Source organism: Lewinellaceae bacterium, from assembly GCA_020636105.1.
Classification (GTDB): domain Bacteria; phylum Bacteroidota; class Bacteroidia; order Chitinophagales; family Saprospiraceae; genus BCD1.
In genome coordinates, this window is sequence record JACJYL010000001.1 from 141,205 (window position 1) to 160,784 (window position 19,580).

Sequence of the window (19,580 nt, forward strand, 5' to 3'; positions counted from 1 at the left end):
TTATTTTTTTGCTCACACATTTTGTGCTTTAGGACCTATGGATTTTTCGTCCTTTAAGCAGTCTTGATGGTGTGAATTAAAGTTTTAAAAAAAAGGATTCATAAATCCAAAAAGTCCAATTAATTCCTCAATGGTTTATTTGTTTTCAGCATGTGCTCTATCCGTTCCATTGTTTTTTGTTCTCCACACAGACTCATGAATGCTTCTCTTTCAATATCCAGCAAGTATTGCTCGGAGACTTGCTGCTGCCCTGTGAGGTCTCCGCCGCAGAGTACATAGGCGATCTTTCGGGCAATTTTAATATCATGGTCACTGGCATAATTTCCGAGGCGCAATTCATTGGCAGCTACATAAAGCGCAGCCATGCCTGTCCTGCCCAGCACCGTAATATCTGTTCGGGGTACCGGCTGGGTGTAATGATCGGCCATGGAAAGAACCATTTTTTTCGCTTCGGCAATGTTGCGGTCTTTGTTGGTCACGATAATATCCCTTCCTTTGATGAGGGTGCCGTTGTTGTAACCTTCATAACCTGAGGTGGCTACATTGGCCAGTGCGATGGATTTGAATTTTTCGATCAAAGTAGGAATCTGTACATCCCCTTCAAAAAATGCATCAGAGGCCCTGAGGGCAAACTCTTTGGTGCCACCACCTCCCGGCAGTAATCCAACCCCCACTTCAACCAACCCGATATAGGACTCTGCAGCTACCGCCGCTCCGTCACAATGCATCAGGGTCTCACAACCTCCGCCAAAAACATAGCCTTGTGTGGCTGCTACCACCGGAATGCTGGAATAGCGACATCTCATGGTCGTTTGCTGGAACAAATTGACAGCCATATTGAGTTCGTCATAATCCTGAGCATAGGCGAGTTGAGCGATCAGCATAAGGTTAGCGCCAACAGAGAAATTGGTCGCATTATTCCCGATGACCATTCCTTTCCAGTCTCCTTCCTCGGCTACCTGTATGGATTCATTGATGCCACGCAACACGCCTTCTCCAATAGAGTTGTACATACTGGTGAACTCCAGGCAAAGCACACCATCTCCAATGTCGTGAAGAATGGTTTCAGTCGTTTTATGAACCGCAGTTTTGCTTCGGTAATTATCGAGAATGATGAAGGCTTCCGTGCCCGGAATGATTTTATACGACTTACTGCTGATATCGTAGTATTTGCGGACATTGTCTTCACGTTTGTAGAAAGCCGTATGCCCGGCAGCAATCATTTCTTTTACCCAGTCGGCCACATGTTCTCCGTTCGCCTCGGCTATGTCGACTGCCTTTTTCAACCCTACAATATCCCAATATTCAAACGGTCCGATTTCCCAGGCATAACCCGCTTTCATAGCATTGTCAATGCTGTAAATATTGTCGGAAATTTCCGGTATGCGGTTGGAGGCGTAAGCGAAAAGCCCTACGAGAGAATTGCGGATCAGTTGTCCTCCTTTGTCTTCTGCATTAAAAACGGCTTCTATCCTTTTAGGTAGGTTGTCAATGTTTTTGGCAAGGGAGAGGCTTGGAAGATCCGGTTTTTTACTGGGGGCGTAAGTTAAGGTTTCAAGATTCAGTGCATTGATGATGGTTCTGCCGCTGGCATCTTTTTCCCTTGTTTTTTCATAAAAGCCTTTCCTTGTTTTATCTCCGAGGAATTTGTTTTCGAGCAGAAATTCCATGTATTTTGGCGTGACAAAAGTTTTTGCCTGCTCATCGTCGGGGCAATTATCCCTGATCCCTTTCATCACTTTATCGGCAGTATCATGGCCGACGAGGTCTCCCAACCGGAAGGTCCCTGTTTTGGGACGACCGATTACCGGTCCGGTGAGTTTGTCCACCTCCTCAATGCTCAGGCCGAGTTCGGTGGTCTGCTGGTAAATTTTGGCCATGGAATAGACTCCGATCCTGTTGCCGATAAAGGCCGGGGTGTCTTTGGCCAAAACGGGTTGTTTGCCCAGGAAAACATCTGCGTAGTGCATGAAGAAATCAATGACTTCCTTTTTAGTTTCCTGTGTCGGGATAATTTCAAATAACCTAAGGTATCGTGGAGGGTTAAAAAAGTGAGTTCCGCAAAAATGATGACGGAAATCCTCGCTCCGGCCTTCTGTCATCAGGTGAATGGGAATTCCGGAGGTATTCGATGTGACCAGCGTGCCCGCCTGACGATATTGATCCACTTTTTCGAAAATCTGCTTTTTAATATCCAGGCGTTCTACCACGACTTCAATCACCCAATCGCAATCCTTGATTTTTTTAAAATCATCCTCAAAATTTCCGGTAGTAATGCGCGAGGCGAAGGCATTGTCGTATAGCGGAGCAGGTTTCGATTTAATGGCAGTACGGAGGGCTGAGTCCACTATGCTGTTCCGGGCAGATTTGTTGTTTTTTTCTTCCTCTTTAAGATCAAAAGGTACAATGTCAAGCATCAATACCTCCAGACCTATGTTGGCAAAATGGCAGGCAATACCGGAACCCATGATACCGGAACCCAATACGGCCACCTTTTTTATTCTTCTACTCATAAGATCGTTTTGGCTATGAAAAATAATTAGCGAATTTTCGCTAAATGCAAATGTACAAATTCTATTTGATTTTTTCCACCTTACTGCTTTCAGTATTGCTGAAAAATACTTAGCTTGAAGCTGAACACCAATGACACTCGACCATGAAAGTAAATTATTTCTTCCCGACACTCATAATGGCACTCATTATGTTTCCCTCCTGCCAAAATAATGGATCCAATTTTTCCAATGCCCTGATCGATCTGGAGAATGTTGATCTCACCAAAGAGTGGCCTATGATCGAAACGGTTGCGGCTCGTGATTCTTCCATAGAAACGGAATATTTTCGGTTTCATTTCATAGAAAGTGCTTTATCGGGAGATCAAATGTCAAAAATCGTTCAAAAATGCAATCAAAATTTTTCTACTTTAAAAAAAACGATAGGAGGGGACAAACTTACCATCCCCGTTGAATATCTCATATATCCTACCATTGAGAAAAAGGGATTGGCATTACAAAACGCAACCCTTGCCCATGTGGATCAACAACATCAAAAAGCTTACGCCGTTGTGGGTGGTTTTTTTGAGGGATACCAAATGCATCCTGAAAATGAATTGATCATCCGTTCGCAGCTGGGAACCGCCCTTCATTCGGCGCTGGAAAAAGGCCTGGCCATATATTTAAATCCTGATTGGCAAAAAAAAGGCTATGACTATTGGGCCGCACGGTTATTTACATCGGACAACCTGCCACCCCTGAGTGAATTGCTGGATGAGGAATGGTTTGCCAATGAATCTGATCTGATCATGGGGTGCGCGGCGGCTTCCTTTGTCGATTTTTTGATCAATAAACAAGGCATGCAATTGTTTTTAGCACAATATGCTTCCTTTTCGATTGCTGCGGATCGAATTAATGAATTACAGGAAGAATGGGTAGCTTTTTTAAGTTCAAAATATACAAGGATTCCGGCTGTTGACAAAAACATGAACGTCCCCTGGCTCAAGGGGTTCAATTTTGCCCACGAGGGGTACAGGATTTATAACGGGTATGGCTCTAGCCTGGCAGAAAATTCTATGCAGCAAATGATCAATCTGGGTTGCAACGCATTGGCTATAGTGCCCTATTCTTATATGCGTTCCGATGATGTACCTTCCTACCTTCCGATCATGAGAAGAGCCGGTTCCGAAACCGATGAATCGGTGGTCGCCACTCATTTGCAGGCCAAAAAAATGAAGGCTTTCACTATGTTGAAGCCCCAGATATGGATGCGGGGGGGCTGGCCGGGCAGTATTAAAATGAAAAATGATCAGGATTGGGATCAGTTCTTTGATTATTATTATCGATGGATGCGCCACTACGCTTTGATGGCGGAGATTTGGGAAATGGATATGCTTTGTGTAGGAGTGGAATTTGCTGAAGCGACAAAGGCCCGGCCGGAGGACTGGCGTAAATTAATACGAAAACTGCGTGGTATATATTCGGGACCAATGACCTACGCGGCCAACTGGGGAGAAGAATTTGAAAGCATCCCTTTTTGGGATGAACTGGATTATATTGGATTGAATTGTTATTATCCTTTGAGTAAAAATAAATCAGCCAATCGTGCCGAACTTGAGGAAGGATTCAGGCGCACCGCTCAGAAGATTGAAAAGGTCTGTAACCGTTTTCAAAAGCCCATGATATTTACGGAAATCGGCTTCAGAAGCGTTGAAGGTACCTGGATGCAACCCCATGAAGAGGCAAATGGAAGGCCCGTAAATGAAGCCGAACAAAGTTTATGTTACGAGATCGTACTCAATGAGATCATGGATGAAAAGTGGTGCCGTGGCATTATTTGGTGGAAATGGCCGAGTTATGCTGATTATGATCATCGTGGCGGCACTGGATTCACGCCGAGCGGAAAGTTGGCCCAGGAGGTGGTGAGGGAAAAATTTTCCTCCGGAGTAGAATAAAGATATTTTCTCATTTTCCAGGAGTGTTCCAATTATTTTTTTAAATTTTCCATTTATCCCTTTACTTGCCTATTTTTGTCCGGCGCTCGATATGCCGGATTTTTTAATTGCCTTAACCACATTTGCAATGGATTATTTACTTCAAATAAAAGAAGCTACTGCCTACATAAGCAGCCGAACTTCCTACCGTCCTAAAATTGGATTGATCCTTGGATCCGGCCTGGGGGAACTGGCCGATACTCTTGAGTCGCCGGAGCACTACCGGTATGAGGATATTCCCAACTTTGCGGTATCGACCGTGCCGGGGCATAGTGGTAAACTTGTCATGGGAAAACTCGAAGGCGTCGAAGTGGTAGCCATGCAGGGAAGAATTCATTATTACGAAGGCTATTCCATGAAGCAGGTTACCTTTCCCGTAAGAGTCATGAAGAATTTGGGGGTTGAGGTGCTGATCGTTACCAATGCCTGCGGAGGGTTGAATGAAAAACTTTACGTCGGAGCACTAATGCTCATTCGCGATCATATCAACATGATGCCGGAAAATCCATTGAGGGGAATTAATTTTGATGAGTTGGGACCTCGCTTCCCGGACATGTTACAGGCTTATGATAAAGAATTGATTACCATAGCGCAGGAAGTGGCCAATGAAATTGACCTGGAAATTTTCACAGGGGTTCATTGTGCGGTTACCGGACCTACTTTTGAAACACATGCCGAAATGCATATGTTGAAAGTCCTCGGGGCCGATACGGTGGGCATGTCTACCATACCAGAAGCCATTGTTGCGAGACATGCAGGAATGCGAGTGCTGGGCATCTCAGCTGTGACAGATATGTCAGGTATGGAGGAAGTGTCCCATGAATCGGTGATTTTGGCAGCCAATGAAATCAAACCTCGTTTCATTAAACTGGTGCGTGGTGTGGTTAAAAAAAATGCATTTAAGCCTTAAGAGCCTGGTATGTATAAACATTTACGGCGATTATTCCTGGCTTTCCTGTTGTTTTTGGATACGGGTTATTCTTTTGTACAGCACCTGCACATGCCCGTTGACGGTGATTTTACGGCCATTGTCCTGCCCGGCCCTCATTATGAAAAAGTATTAAAAGATCCACTGGGGGTTAGTGTTTTGACCGGCAATGAAGTTTACGCTGCTCCTAACCGTTTCTTCGTGCATTGGACCCTTTCCGCATTGTTTAGGAATTTTCCTTTGTTGTTGCAAAAGATTACCCATCCTGTTGATAGTGTTTATCTGGCCATTGCTATTTCAAAAACAATAATCCAATTATTCTTGATAGGATTACTGGCCTTTTTGATTTCGGGGCGCAGCAATTTACTTTCCGAAAAATTTCTGCTGGCAGCCGTTTTGATCACTCCGCTTTTCCAGACATCCGGTTATTATTACCATAGCATGGGGGTGATTGAGCAATCGGTCACGTACACTTTTTTTTATGCCTTGCCCTTGAGCCTTACCCTGTTTTTCTTTTTACCCTTTTTGTATCCCAAAACATGGAAATGGACGAAGATCAAACACTTTGTTTGGGGCTCACTAACCATTATTTTGCCTTTAAGCGGCCCTCTCGTTCCTGGAATTGTTTTACTGGGTTTCCTGACGCTACTGATCCGGGGATTTTTTGAAGGCAGAAAAAATGGGACCACCTTTTCCCCTTTCAAAATCTTTACATTCGATTCCCCTAAAAATGCGGGAGGGGTTGTTTTTTACTTTGTTATGATTTCATTTTTCAGCCTGTATTCTTTATATATCGGCAGAAATAATGAAGAAAATTTTTCTGCCCAGTCTATTGCAATTGGACAAAGCTTTCTCTTGTTGCCTCAGGGCATTGTCAGGGTCCTTTTTCAGAAACTGGGCATGCCTTTGATTTTGCTTTGGGTTGGGTTGAATAGTTTTCTCATCAGTAAGAGTGATCACCGTGAAAAGTATTTCCAGCTTTTAAAATGGTTCGGCCTGTTTTCTTTACTTTACCTGTTGTTATTGCCGCTTGGCGGATATAGGGATTACAGGCCACTCATCATCAGAAGAGATACCTTTCTGCCGTTGACTTTGGGGATGTTTTTTTTCTTTGGGTATTCCTCTCTGTTGGTATTGAAAAATCTTAAATCAAAATACCGGGTGATCCATATAACCACCCTCATAGTGCTCCTGGGAGTCTTTACGGTGGCCGATCAACCTGAGTTGGATAAAAATGCCTGTGAAAAAGAAGCTTTGGAGTTATTATCCACTACAAACGAAGCGGTGGTATTGCTAAAAAAAGATTGTCCGGTGATGGCGTGGACCCCTTTGAGAAATCCCAAATATTCTGAAAATACTGCCCGGATGCTATTCCATTGGCGCATTACGAAATCTGTCCAGCTTTATTACCAGGAATAGTTAAAATTCCGATAACTTCCGGTAAACGGCCTCCATGGGTAATCCCATTACATTGGAGTAAGTGCCTTCGATTCTGGAGATCTTACAGTGACCGATCCATTCCTGCACGGCATAGGCTCCTGCTTTATCGTATGGCTGGTATTTGTCGATGTAATAGCTGATTTCTTCATCCGTCATGGTTTCGAAAAAGACCTTTGAAACGACAGAAAAAGTGCTGGTTTTGGTCTTGGATAAAAGACAGACACCTGTGATGACCTCATGCATACTGCCGGAAAGCTTTTTTAGAATATTCACAGCATCCTGCCTGTCTTTCGGTTTACCAAAAATGGTGTCGTTTTGTAAAACAATCGTATCTGCAGTAAGGAGTATCTCATCGTCTTCTAATAAATCTTTTACCGCATTGGCTTTAAGTTCAGCCAGGTAAACGGCCACGGCTCTTTTGGGAAGATCCGGGGGGTAAATTTCTTCCACCTCGCGGGTTTTTATTTCAAAGGTAAATCCTGCTTCTCTTAGCAATTGGCTTCGGCGGGGCGATTTCGAAGCCAGAATTAATTTTTTATTGAGAAAATCCATTCCTGTCTTTTTAGTGAAGTTTTAAAACAAAGACGATAATGAGCGAATAAGTTAAGGGAAGAATATTGCTCCCTTTCCTCGCCCATTTAGCGCTTGAGGCCTTCTTTTTTTAAATGATTTTTATGCACAATAAAAGAAGCACTCCTGTAAGCATCAACAACTTGGTCAGTTGGCTCACATGATGAAAATCGGCTTTATTACTGGCCTGGTAGAGTTTAACAACAGACCAAATACCCGTAGTTAAAAGCACGGGCAATACGACTATCCGGCCAATAAAATTAACGGCTGGCCAGGCTAACCATCCGCCGGCAACAATCATCAGAAGTAGTGAAACTGCAAAGATCATGGCTAACTTTTTCACCCTGGCAATGCCCATTAATATGGGGAGTGTCCGGAAATTCATTGATACATCTCCCTCAATGTCTTCGATGTCTTTGACGATCTCCCTAAACAGGGTGGAATAAAAGGCAAAAAGCATATAAGCCCCCAAAAGAGCGAAAATTTTCAGACTGGTTTCGGGCGATTTTTCCATGAGTTGTTGAAGTCCTTCAAATTCTGCAAAACCGATAATTCCGGCCACTCCTGCAGCAAAAGCAGCAATGAGTAAATTGCCTGCCAGGGGCATTTTCTTCAGTAATTTCGAATACATAAAGAGGCTTCCAATGGCGATGGGGTATAAAACCACCAATTCTGGCTTGTGGATGTAAAAAGCGAGATAAATAGCAAGTAAAAAGCCCAGGGCACTAGAGGAAAAATAGAGCCAGGTTGCGGTTTGCAGGCTTATTTTCTTATGCAGGATAACGGCATCTCTTTTATTGATAAGATCAACCTCATAGTCAAGTATATCGTTAATGATGTAACCGCCTGCGGTAACGAGCACTGTCACCAGGATAAACAATAGAAATTGCTGTATGGGTAGGGTAGGCCTGATGTCATTAATTTTGAACCCCGGAAGAATAAGATAAAAATAGATGATGGATTGTGTCAGGGCAACGATCACCAGGTTTGGAATTCTTATCAGTCGAAGGAAATGTAGCATATAGGGTCAATCGTTGGTTTTTTCAAAAAATGTTTTTAACTCCTCCGGGAAAATCTACCATTTTCCCTGTAGGCGTAATACCTTTTCGATGACATCCCTCACACATCCCATTCCCCCTTTAAATGGAGAAATATAATTGGCGATCTCCCTGATTTCTTCCACAGCGTCAACCGGACAGGCAGGTAACCCGACCCTACGCATAACTTCATAATCAGGTAAGTCATCGCCCATATAAAGAATACCGCCTTCTTCCAATTCCAGGCGTTCCACGATCTGGTTATAGGTGGAAATCTTATTCTTTATCCCGCTATGGACTTCTTCGATGCCCAGGGCTTTTAAACGAATGGTGACTCCTTTTGAGTTTCCTCCGGTGATGATACAAATACGATAGCCTTCATCCAGTGCCCGTTTCATGGCATATCCATCCCTAACATTCATCGTGCGTAACAACTCACCGGTTTCTGTAATCAGGAAGTTACTGTCCGTTAAAACACCATCGACATCAAAAATGAAGGTATCAATATCTTTGAACGCTTCGAGTAGGTTCATGTCCTGAAGGGTTTAAAAGGTGTATGGAAGAGTAAAATTACTGATTATCACGCCATTCATAAACCCACTTTGCCTGGATTTGTTCGAGATGACCTTCGTTACATTCTTCTCTTTTTCCGGAAAAATGAGGAATTTCGAGCACCCAGTCCATGAGTTCCGTAAATCTGATCCTGTATATTTTACTTTCGGTAAAGTCATCGCCAAAGCGATCGTAGAGCTTCATTGCTATATCTTCGTGGTCGGCCCAGTTGATGGGCATATCGTCAAAATCTTCAAAAGCCATGATTATACTGTTGTTTAGAATTTTTGATGAATGTAAAAAATAAAAATAGCGACACTTTCCTAGTGTTCGTGACCGATAATGCCACTTTGGTCTGGGACGATCACTTCAATGAAAGCTTCATCTTCCAGAATTTCACACTGACAAGCCAGGCGGGATTCGAGCCTTGGATTTTCTGCCCTGTCGATAAAATCTTCTTCTTTGTCACTAATTTCTTCCAGGAATTCTTCCCCTTTTTCTACATAAATATGACAGGTACTGCAGGCACAAACGCCTCCACAATTGTGGTTGAGATGAATATCATTTTCTTCTGTAATCTCAAGAACCGTTTTTCCCACTACTACGTTTTTAACCGTAATGGGATCGTGGTCCGCTTCTTCAAATAAAAATTTTATGGTAGCCATGTAATGATGGTAAATTTAAAATACCTTTTACCAGCTTAATCTAGTGCATTTTTTGCGGCAAAAGGAGGTAATTCAATTTTGGTGCAAATCTAATCGTAAAATCTAACAAACAATCTATGAATTTGTTTTTTCTCAGCGGACTTATTTTTTTATGCCTCCGAACCAAATCAACTTGAATTCTTCCTGGGTCATATTGGCCACATTCAGGAAGCCGGTTCTTAAGTCCAGCACCGTTTGACCGTTATAAAAAAGACGAAAAATGGTATTCTGATTCATTAAGGGTTTTGAATTCCCATGCAGTTTGACCCGGATAGGGAGCGGAGGCAGGTGAGGGGCATAAAAAAGCTGGAGACCTGCCTCTCCTTCAAATAATGGAGAAAGTCCAAAACCTTCGGCCGAAAGGGTTTTCTTCACTTTGTCTTCCTGGAATTGAATATCAAGCCCTTCAAAAAGCTCGGCATAGAGGTCCATGAGGAAGTCGATTTCATGATCTCCCCGATCTGTGATCGTCGATTCAAATTCAAGCACTATATTCTCTTTTTCCTGGCCCAAAAAGTATTCGGTTTGGACTCCGGTAAGGGTAACGTCGGTAAAATGGCTGATAAACTCAGAGGAAATCCCATCAAAGAGGGGCATTAACTGGTTGAGGTGCCGACTGAGTTCTTCCAGTGATTTTTCCTGAATAAATCGATCTTTTCCGTTTCTTGCCGGCCAGTTACTTATGGCTTCCAGTGCTGCTTTTTTAATTCGGAGCGCCTGGAATTTTGAATGTGCCTGGAATTGGCCGCTGATGCTCAACAGTTTGTTATTGATGGTTTCTGACAAAGTGGCAATGCGTTCCTTGAAGTGGTAAAACTGCCAGTTCCGCGTGGCATAATCCATTCCGAAAATGTCCTCTTCCAATGTGTCCGGATTTTCCATGCGGCTGATTTTCCTGTCAAGGCTTTGGATTTCAACCTGAAGTTTTTTATAATAAGCATGAGGGTTATCAGAATAATTAGGCATTGGGGGAAGCCAGTCGTCGGTCCTTGGAGGGCAGAATTCCAGCTTTTCAATGATAGGCACCAGCTTATTGTCGCGGAGCAATACATGGAAAATGATGGGCGTATTATCATTGGCTGCAACCAGGTGGTCGGCCGATAATTTGGTGAGGTCATTTTCAATTTGTCGTTTCAGGGCCCGTCCACCCATCCTGGGATCATATCCGCGTTCGGAAACCCATTCCAGGGCTTCTTTTGAAATATTTAAAATGGTAGTCCTTTGAACGAACCCGTCTCTTTTGAGTAATTCTTTTATTTGTAATTGAGCGATCCGGGTAATGTGTTCGGGCAAAAGGGGATTGAAAATGACAATTTTATCAATCCTGTTGACGAGCTCAGGGCGAAAAAAATTCTGAACAGCTTTAGTATAAATAGCGCGAATATCCTGTATGCTTTTACCAAAACCGAGGGTATGGGAAATGTCTCCTGCGCCAATATTGGAGGTCATGATGATAATGGTATTACAAAAATCCACTGTTCTTCCTGCGCCATCGGTAAGTCTTCCGTCATCGAGAATCTGTAATAGCAGGTCATGGACATCCGGATGTGCCTTTTCAATTTCATCAAATAACAAAATGCCAAAAGGATTGTATCTCAATTTTCCGGTCAGAAGTCCTTCTGGCCTTAAGGCGGTTCCGGTCAGTCTTTGTGCCGCCCCGGCGTCCACAAATTCATTCATATCAAAGCGCATCAGCTTTTGCTCATCGCTCATCAGGTATTGGCAAATGGCCTTGGCTGCTTCCGTTTTGCCGACGCCCGTCGGGCCGATAAACAGGAAGGAACTTTGAGGTTTTGAACTATCGGTCAGTTTGGCTTTGGCCAGGTGAATCGCATCAGCAAGGGCGTTCACGGCATCCTCCTGACCAATAAGCCGGGCACGCAATGCGCTTCTGATCTCGCCTTCCTGGTAAGTGCGGTTTTTTTCGATGAGCTGCCGGTCCAGCCCACTAAAGTTGCGAAAAGATTCCCTGATTTCAGGAGCGTCAATGATGCCGAATCGATACCTGGAAGCCAACTGAACAAGAATTTTAATGACACTCCCCGGTAGCGCACTATTGCGGAGGAAATTTCTGTGAAGATCCAGCAATTGACTGATGGCGTTGATCGTGATGGACAAATAGTTGTCTAATTCCAGTTGCTTGCGTTTTTGCAAAAGGATTTTTACAGCCGTTTCGTTGTCCGGAGGCTGTAACCTCAACACCTGGAACAGCCCGGCAAATGACCTGTTTTTTTCCTGAATGATCTTCCATTCTTCCAAAGTGGCGATCAGGATCACCTGTAATCCTTTTTTTTCAAGATACGGCTTGATAATGTCGCTAAAGTTGAGATCACTTCCGGCAGATTTCCCCACTGTAAGCAGGGCAATGGCATTGTCGAACAATAATTTGTCGGGGAGTTTATGCTTTCCTTCCGGATGCCGGATGTATTCGATGATGGCTTCGAGCCTTTTTTGCCAGTGACCTACAATGGACATTCCCGCAATGATCCGGTTGGGATTGAGGTGCCAGATGTTTTGTTTCCTGGAATCATCGGGGGTTGGTCTGGATAAATAACGGAACACAGCTTCCTTTAAGATGCTGTGTTTGCCTACCCCTTCAGGGCCTATAATGGCAACGGGAATGTTATTGGCATTATAAAGCAGTTCTCCCAGTCGCTCCACCTCATGCTCCCGTTCATAGGCTCTGCCGAGTTCATCAGGAAAAAGGCTGTTGTAGTCAAAACCTACTTTCTCCACTTCCACCGCCCCTTCAAAGGATTCTTCTTCAGACATAAATGCAAATTGGGGCCCGGCTTTTTGTGGGTCGTATTTAAAAGCCCCCTGGTCCACATTCAGGTTGACTTTCATCTGGGTAATGAATTCTTTTTTGCCGGAAAAATAATCGGATGCATCAAATTCCCCGGGATAATCTGATTTTATTTTTTGTAAACGGTTTCGGATTCCTTTTTTGGCCTGGCCTTCAATATCCACATGGCCTTTTTCATTCGTTTCAGCGATAAACATATAATGCTGGAGCAAGGGTAAATAAAGGAAGGTGTATCCGGCGTATTTGAAACTGACGACCGAAAAAATGCCTTTCACCCATTCTCTGCCCAGCTTGAATTCAAAAGGAATCTGGCGATAGGTATAATCAGGAGCGAACAAAAACCACATCAGCCGGTCCGACTCCTCTCTGTCCATTTTAAAATTACGGAAGAAAACTTTTATTTCTTGCCTCAACTGGCTGACGGCCTTTGAAAACCTTGGATGAACGGCAATGGGAAAGGGGATGAAAAGCGGCTTGAGGTAATACTGTGTTTTACCTTCGACTATAACATCTCTTACTATGACCGGTAGTTTGAAATTTACTAATGCCAAATTTATTGATTGATTTTTTTAAATTCCAGTGTTTTGGACTGGTATATCTTTGGGGTGAATGATTTCAGCTGCTCATTGGTAACTCCTGCCTGGTTGGCTTTTTCGATCACCTTTTTGTAATCGAGATTGAGTTCATGGCTTATGTACATTATTTTGGCCCATGCTTCTTTATTTTCCGGGTTTATGTTGGTAATTTTTTGATTAGCGTTGAGCGCAGTATTGTATTCCCCAAGGCGTATGCTGGATTCGGATAATACATTGAGTGCCTGTAGGTTATTGGGGTCTTGTTTCAGTTTTTCTTCAGCGTCTTTTTTTCGTTGGATCTCGGTGGTCACTTTTTGGTCGTAATCCTTTTTGAGGGGAATCACCTTTTTTCTTTCGGTATTTGCGGATTCAAGGACAGAAATGTCTTTTTTTGCTTTATCCAACTGGTCCTCTTTTACATAAATGGTGGCTCTTGAAAAACGAGCAGCATGATCTTTGGGATCGTTTTTTATTTGCCGGTCCAGGTCTTCCACCGCTTCAGCAGTGTTGCCGGTTTCAAAATTCAGCATGGCCCGGTTGATGAGCGCAAATCGATAATCCGGATGGAGGGCCAGGACCTTGTCATAGGATTTTATGGCTTCTTCATTCTGACCTTGTTCCAGGTAGCTGTCGGCGAGTGCCATGCCCCATAACAGCAAAGTGCTTGAATCGGGGGGCGTTATATTGGCGAGAAGGGTTACGGCTGCCTTAGGATCTCCCATTTGTTGAGCGGCGATTCCAAGGAGCAATTGTTCAATATCCGCAGTGGCTACTCCTTCTGTAACTATACTCGAAATGGAATTGAGGGTGACAGACTCCAGGTTCTCGTCTATATTGATCTGGCTAAAGACAAAATGATCCCCCACGTTCAAAAATTTATAAAATGTCGTGGTGATGATTTGGGTGGAGCTTAGATTTTCATAATTGCCCCAAATGATTAGCCTAATAGTATCCTCGCAGGTTCCGGCATATATTTCAGCCTCTTCTCCGCTTGCCGGGGCTACCTTTTCATTTTCCCCGGGCTGGTATATTTTTGTATCCGTGATAAAGGATAGCCGTTTTTTATAGCCATTTAAGCGTTGGCGGTAAGCTTCCTCAAAGTTAGGAACTTCTTCCCCCCGGAAGTGCAAAAATGGCAAAAGCAGAATATTGAATTGAGAATTTTTGTCAAAATCAGGACAGGGGCTCTTTGTTTCAAGAGGGGTTACAGGATCAGCAGGGAAAATAGCATCTTTAAAAATGACCAATGCCAGGAGAAGCAACACGCCGAGAGTGGAACCAATGATAAGCCCTGTTTTTTGACGGGCCTTAATTTGTGGATCTTTCAATTCACCCTTTTCCAATCGGTCACATAGGCGGGTGATGCTGTTGCCAATACGGTTATAGCCCAATTGAGCATTGTCATAGTTGACCAGCCCAAGGGATTCGTCTTTTTGGAGTTTGGAAAGCTGTGATTTCAATTGAAGCGCCTCACTGGCCAAAACATCATACTGATCATCGCTTTCAAGAAAGGCATACAATTTTGACAGCGCCTCCTGGCTATTGCCTTTTAGCAGCAGGGATTTGACTTCGGCTATTATTTGGGTTGTATCCATCGTTTTTTTTTAAGGGCACAGGAAAATAAGAGGACAAGGAAAAAATAAATGAAATTTCTTAATATGGTTCCCTTGAAGCATTTTGCCCTGGCTTTAGTACAAAAATAACATTTTTAAGGAGGCGAATGAAAAACAAAAATAAATATTTGCATTTTAAATTTAAATGTCCATATCTTTGGCACTGTTAAAAAACAAATGTTTTTTTCGCGATGAATAAATTAAATAATACAAAATTTTGGTGGTGGCATAATCATTCGTTCGACCGGGTGAAATGATACGCCAATTTTGTTTGATAAAATAGATTAAAACGGCTTGTCAGGTTACCCTGGCAAGCCGTTTTTTTATTACAAGACCTAAATCAAAACACTCATGAACACGCTTTCAGCAACGAAGATTAAAATTAAGGGCATTTACCATAAAACACTGGCAGATACCAATACCCCGGTTTCCCTGTTCCTCAAGCTAAGGGATCATTATACCGATCCGGTATTACTGGAAAGCAATGATTTTAAAAGCAGGGAAGATTGTCGTTCCTTTATCGGACTGGATGCCATGGCCACCTTCGAGGTGCAGAACGGTGAGATCAGGATTTCAGGCAATGCGGTTGATCATCAGGTATTACCAGTGACTGACCTGGATAGCGTACCAGACGCTTTGCAGGCTTTTATTCAACAATTCGAAGTCGATTATGAGCAGGATTACCCCGGACTAAACGGGTTGTTTGGTCATTGCAATTTTGATGCCATCCAGTATTTTGAAAGCCTTAAATTTGAACCTGCAAAACGCCGTATTGATCTGCCGGATCTGCGTTACAGCTTTTACCGTTTTGTCATCAGCATCAATCATTTCAAAGATGAAATGCTCCTGCTTGAAAATCTTTTGCCGGGTGAGGCTTCTGAAATGGACAGATTGCTCAGGTTTATCAACGGGCAAAAATTTTCCACCCATAATTTTAAATTAAAAGGGAGAGAAACCAGTAACCTGACGGATGAAGCCTTCAAAGAGCTCGTTGTTGCCGGCAAGCACCATTGCCAGGTCGGGGATGTGTTCCAGATCGTTTTTTCAAGGCAGTTTTCCCATGGGTATGAAGGGGATGATTTTAATGTTTACCGGGTTTTGAGGTCCATCAATCCTTCCCCTTATCTCTTCTACTTTGATTACGGGAGTTACCGGATATTTGGTTCCTCCCCGGAAACCCAGATGCAAATAGAAGCCGGCATAGCCAGGGTCAATCCTATTGCTGGAACGTATAAGCGCACCGGAGACAGTGTTGATGATGCTTTAAGGGCCATCGATCTGGCGAAGGATCCCAAGGAAAATGCGGAACATATCATGCTGGTTGATCTGGCCCGGAATGACCTGGGGCGGCACGCCTCCAATATTCAGGTTAAGCAGTTGAAAGCGATCCAGTTTTTCAGTCATGTGATTCATCTGGTTTCAAAGGTAGAAGGAGAACTGGATCCATCGACCAACCCGATACGTGTATTCGGGGATACTTTCCCGGCGGGAACACTCTCCGGGGCGCCTAAATACAAAGCGATTCAACTCATCAATACCTACGAAAATCAGAACCGAAGTTTTTACGGAGGGGCTTTGGGGTTTATCGATTTATCAGGAAATATGAACCAGGCTATTGTCATCCGGTCGTTCCTGAGTATGAACAACAAATTGTACTACCAGGCCGGTGCAGGAATTGTTGTGGACAGCAACGAAGAGAATGAATTGCAGGAGGTCAACAATAAACTGGGTGCATTGAAAAAAGCATTATTGGAAGCAGAAAATATTTAAGGGAAATGAAAATACTTATTTTAGATAATTACGATTCTTTTACCTACAACCTGGTCCAGTATATCCAGGAAATTTTGGGACAAAAAGTGGATGTTTTTCGTAATGATGCCATCAGCCTTGATCAGGTGGATGCCTATGATGCCATTGTGTTGTCTCCGGGGCCGGGATTGCCAAAAGACGCCGGGATCATGCCGGAACTGATCAAAAGGTATGCAGACAGCAAGCCGATACTTGGGGTTTGCCTGGGGCACCAGGCTATTGTGGAAGCTTTTGGCGGGGATCTTGAAAACCTTGAAAGGGTTTATCATGGCATGGAAACACCCATTAAAATCGTCGAAAAAGACAGTGATCTTTTTCGGTCATTACCGGAAACCATCAATGTGGGGCGTTATCATTCATGGGTAGCCAAGAAGGGCGATATTCCCCAATGCCTGCAGGTGACGGCCATTGATGAAAAAGGGGAGGTTATGGCTATCCGACATAAGGAATATAAGGTGCGGGGCGTCCAGTTTCACCCCGAATCGATTATGACCAAAGACGGAAAGACCATGCTTAAAAACTTTTTCGACCATTGTGTCGGAGCATAAAAAGAACTTAAAAGATGAAAAATATACTCAACAAACTCTTTGATCATTCCATCCTTTCCCGGGAGGAAGCTAAAGATATTTTGCTGCAAATATCTCGGGGGGAACACCATGAGGTACATATTGCCTCATTTATTACCGTATATCAAATGCGTCCGATTACCGTGGCAGAACTACAGGGATTTAGCGATGCCCTGCTTGAACTTTGTGTGCCATTTGATGTGAAGGGCATGGAAACCTTTGATATTGTCGGAACGGGCGGCGACAGTAAGAATACTTTTAACATTTCCACGACTTCTGCTTTCGTCATAGCTGGAGCGGGTTACAAAGTGACTAAACACGGGAGTTACGGGGTTTCTTCCAATGTGGGTTCCTCCAATGTCCTGGAAGAAATGGGTTATCAATTTACGAATGAGCAGGACACCTTGATGCGACAACTTGAAGAGGCAAATATTTGTTTTTTACATGCCCCGCTTTTTCACCCTGCTATGAAGGAAGTGGTTCCCGTGCGCAGGCAATTGGGGATGAAGACCTTTTTTAATATGTTGGGCCCATTGGTGAATCCGGTAAGTCCCAAATGGCAATTGTTTGGAACCTATAACCTTGAATTGTCAAGATTATACCAATACCTCATGCAGGAAACCGAACGGCATTTTTCTATCGTTTATGCCCTGGATGGCTATGATGAAATATCGCTTACCGGGCCTTTTAAATGGCGTTCCCGGAATTCAGAGCAATTGCTTTATCCTAAAGACTTGGGCATGCCGACTTATACCGAAAAGGATCTTTACGGGGGCGAAACTGCCGATGAAGCAAGGGGTATTATGACCAATGTCTTAAAAAATGAAGCAACAGTGGCGCAGAAAGACGTGGTGATCGCTAACGCAGGTTTTTCCATTCACACCATAAAACCTGAAACCAGCCTGCCGGATTGCATGGCTGAAGCACGGGAAAGTATTGAAAGTGGAAAAGCGCTTCAGACCCTAAAAAAACTGCTAAAATAATGACTATACTCGATAAAATAATCGTGCAAAAGAGGAAGGAGGTGGAAAACGGGAAGCAAAACCTTCCGGTGGCTACTCTTGTGAACAGTCCTCTTTTTCACCGTTCCATATTTTCCATGAAGAAAGGGTTGGAAGAAGCCCCTGGGGCAGGGATCATCGCTGAATTCAAGAGGAAATCCCCTTCAAAAGGTCTCATCAACGGCCATGCCGTGGTGGAGGATGTTACAACGGCCTATATTGCCGCCGGAGCCATCGGATTGTCTGTTTTGACGGATGTTGAATTTTTTGGCGGCAGCAATGAAAATTTGCTGCGGGCCAGGCAGGCGAATAACAGCCCCATTCTTCGCAAGGAATTTATTGTGGATGAATACCAGTTGTTAGAGGCCAGGGCGTTGGGAGCCGATGCGATTTTACTGATCGCGGAATGCCTGGATAAAAAGCAAGTGTTCCAACTGGCCAAATTTGCCAAAGAACTTGGACTGGAAGTACTGATGGAAATTCACAGCGAAGATCAACTGGAAAAACTGAACCCGTACCTGGATATGGTGGGCGTGAACAATCGCAATCTTAAGGATTTTTCAGTCAGTATTGATACTTCCCTGGATTTGTTCGATAAAATTCCGGATGATTTTGTTAAAATTTCTGAAAGTGGGCTGGATAATGCCAGGGCTATTGCTACCTTGAGTGACGCAGGATTTCGGGGATTTTTGATCGGAGAATATTTTATGAAACAGGAAGATCCCGGGCTCGCCTGTAAAACTTTGATTGAGGATGTTTCTATATCTTTGTCCAGGTTCAAAAAAAACTAACCGATAACTATGAAAATAAAAGTATGCGGGCTTAAAGAGCCGGAGAATATTAAAGGGGTATTAAAATTCGCTCCAGACATGGTGGGATTTATTTTATATCGCAAATCGCCCCGGATGGTGGAGGAAAAAAAACTTTCCAAATGGATGGATCAAAACGAAGCACTTTTTGGAGAGATTAAACGTGTAGGCGTTTTTGTCGATGCCAAGATAGACTATGTATTGAATGCCGTGCATGATTTTAAACTCGATTTTGTCCAGTTACACGGTACTGAAAGTCCGGAATATTGCAGGGAAATCCAGGATTACTGGAACTTTAGTTCTATCAGGAGGGCAGAATTTATCAAGGCCTTCCAGGTGGAGGAGGCTTTTGATTTTTCGGATACCCGCGCTTATGAAGGGTTGTGTACCTATTTTCTTTTTGATACCAAAAGTGAGGTGCGTGGTGGTTCGGGGCATAAGTTTGACTGGGCCGTCCTGGAAAGATATAAAGGGCTTACTCCATTTTTGCTGAGTGGAGGTATTGGACCGGAGGATGTCGAGGCCATTGGCAAACTCGCCATTCCCCAGCTGGCAGGTGTGGATATCAACAGCCGCTTTGAGTTGGAACCAGGGATAAAGGATCTGAATATTGTTGAAACATTTATTCAAAAATTGAGAAAATAAAATACACGAGTCAGACGCGTTGATCTTCGTGAAAAACAAATA

16 protein-coding genes are annotated in these 19,580 nt (G+C 43.5%); 8 read left to right on the plus strand and 8 right to left on the minus strand.

Annotated elements, in window-relative coordinates; genetic code table 11:
• Nucleotides 1–119: 119 nt before the first annotated feature.
• Nucleotides 120–2,513, minus strand: coding sequence for a 3-hydroxyacyl-CoA dehydrogenase/enoyl-CoA hydratase family protein (locus H6571_00485; protein ID MCB9322192.1), 2,394 nt, complete (start codon nucleotides 2,511–2,513; stop codon nucleotides 120–122).
• Between the two features lie 143 nt (nucleotides 2,514–2,656).
• Here H6571_00485 and H6571_00490 point away from each other — a divergent pair, with 143 nt between their 5' ends.
• The 3 genes from H6571_00490 to H6571_00500 all read left to right on the plus strand — a co-directional run bounded on the left by H6571_00490 (nucleotide 2,657) and on the right by H6571_00500 (nucleotide 6,830).
• Complete coding sequence (locus H6571_00490) at nucleotides 2,657–4,444, plus strand: hypothetical protein (protein MCB9322193.1); 1,788 nt, start codon at nucleotides 2,657–2,659, stop codon at nucleotides 4,442–4,444.
• A gap of 127 nt (nucleotides 4,445–4,571) precedes the next feature.
• Nucleotides 4,572–5,393 carry a purine-nucleoside phosphorylase gene (locus H6571_00495; protein MCB9322194.1) on the plus strand — a complete coding sequence of 274 codons (822 nt, stop codon included), beginning with the start codon at nucleotides 4,572–4,574 and terminating at the stop codon, nucleotides 5,391–5,393.
• A gap of 9 nt (nucleotides 5,394–5,402) precedes the next feature.
• Complete coding sequence (locus tag H6571_00500) at nucleotides 5,403–6,830, plus strand: hypothetical protein (GenBank protein ID MCB9322195.1); 1,428 nt, start codon at nucleotides 5,403–5,405, stop codon at nucleotides 6,828–6,830.
• Here the strand turns inward: H6571_00500 and maf are convergent, their stop codons facing one another.
• From maf to H6571_00535, 7 genes are all read right to left on the minus strand, one after another.
• A complete protein-coding gene (maf, locus tag H6571_00505; GenBank protein ID MCB9322196.1) occupies nucleotides 6,831–7,403 on the minus strand; it encodes a septum formation protein Maf in 573 nt (190 codons plus the stop codon).
• 109 nt (nucleotides 7,404–7,512) lie between these two features.
• Nucleotides 7,513–8,442, minus strand: a complete 930-nt coding sequence (locus H6571_00510) for a geranylgeranylglycerol-phosphate geranylgeranyltransferase (protein ID MCB9322197.1) — start codon at nucleotides 8,440–8,442, stop codon at nucleotides 7,513–7,515.
• Nucleotides 8,443–8,496: 54 nt separating this feature from the next.
• The gene (locus H6571_00515; GenBank protein MCB9322198.1) at nucleotides 8,497–8,991 is read right to left on the minus strand and encodes an HAD-IIIA family hydrolase; all 495 of its coding nucleotides are present in this window, start codon (nucleotides 8,989–8,991) and stop codon (nucleotides 8,497–8,499) included.
• Between the two features lie 37 nt (nucleotides 8,992–9,028).
• The gene (gene iscX, locus H6571_00520; GenBank protein MCB9322199.1) at nucleotides 9,029–9,274 is read right to left on the minus strand and encodes a Fe-S cluster assembly protein IscX; all 246 of its coding nucleotides are present in this window, start codon (nucleotides 9,272–9,274) and stop codon (nucleotides 9,029–9,031) included.
• Between the two features lie 59 nt (nucleotides 9,275–9,333).
• A complete protein-coding gene (locus H6571_00525) occupies nucleotides 9,334–9,675 on the minus strand; it encodes a 2Fe-2S iron-sulfur cluster binding domain-containing protein (GenBank protein MCB9322200.1) in 342 nt (113 codons plus the stop codon).
• 141 nt (nucleotides 9,676–9,816) lie between these two features.
• Complete coding sequence (locus H6571_00530; protein ID MCB9322201.1) at nucleotides 9,817–13,071, minus strand: ATP-dependent Clp protease ATP-binding subunit; 3,255 nt, start codon at nucleotides 13,069–13,071, stop codon at nucleotides 9,817–9,819.
• 2 nt (nucleotides 13,072–13,073) lie between these two features.
• The gene (locus tag H6571_00535; protein ID MCB9322202.1) at nucleotides 13,074–14,690 is read right to left on the minus strand and encodes a tetratricopeptide repeat protein; all 1,617 of its coding nucleotides are present in this window, start codon (nucleotides 14,688–14,690) and stop codon (nucleotides 13,074–13,076) included.
• A 369-nt stretch (nucleotides 14,691–15,059) separates the two neighbouring features.
• On the opposite strand from H6571_00535, the gene H6571_00540 reads away from it, so the two are divergent.
• The 5 genes from H6571_00540 to H6571_00560 are packed head-to-tail and all read left to right on the plus strand — an operon-like array spanning nucleotide 15,060 to nucleotide 19,538.
• On the plus strand, nucleotides 15,060–16,478 hold the full coding sequence (locus H6571_00540; protein ID MCB9322203.1) for a chorismate-binding protein: 1,419 nt from the start codon (nucleotides 15,060–15,062) through the stop codon (nucleotides 16,476–16,478).
• Nucleotides 16,479–16,483: 5 nt separating this feature from the next.
• Nucleotides 16,484–17,065 carry an aminodeoxychorismate/anthranilate synthase component II gene (locus H6571_00545; GenBank protein MCB9322204.1) on the plus strand — a complete coding sequence of 194 codons (582 nt, stop codon included), beginning with the start codon at nucleotides 16,484–16,486 and terminating at the stop codon, nucleotides 17,063–17,065.
• 14 nt (nucleotides 17,066–17,079) lie between these two features.
• The gene (gene trpD, locus H6571_00550; GenBank protein MCB9322205.1) at nucleotides 17,080–18,066 is read left to right on the plus strand and encodes an anthranilate phosphoribosyltransferase; all 987 of its coding nucleotides are present in this window, start codon (nucleotides 17,080–17,082) and stop codon (nucleotides 18,064–18,066) included.
• Nucleotides 18,066–18,875: an indole-3-glycerol phosphate synthase TrpC gene (gene trpC, locus H6571_00555; GenBank protein ID MCB9322206.1), complete on the plus strand. Its 810-nt coding sequence runs from the start codon at nucleotides 18,066–18,068 to the stop codon at nucleotides 18,873–18,875. The genes trpD and trpC overlap by 1 nt, the downstream gene beginning before the upstream one ends.
• Before the next feature lie 9 nt (nucleotides 18,876–18,884).
• On the plus strand, nucleotides 18,885–19,538 hold the full coding sequence (locus tag H6571_00560) for a phosphoribosylanthranilate isomerase (protein MCB9322207.1): 654 nt from the start codon (nucleotides 18,885–18,887) through the stop codon (nucleotides 19,536–19,538).
• Nucleotides 19,539–19,580: the final 42 nt, after the last annotated feature.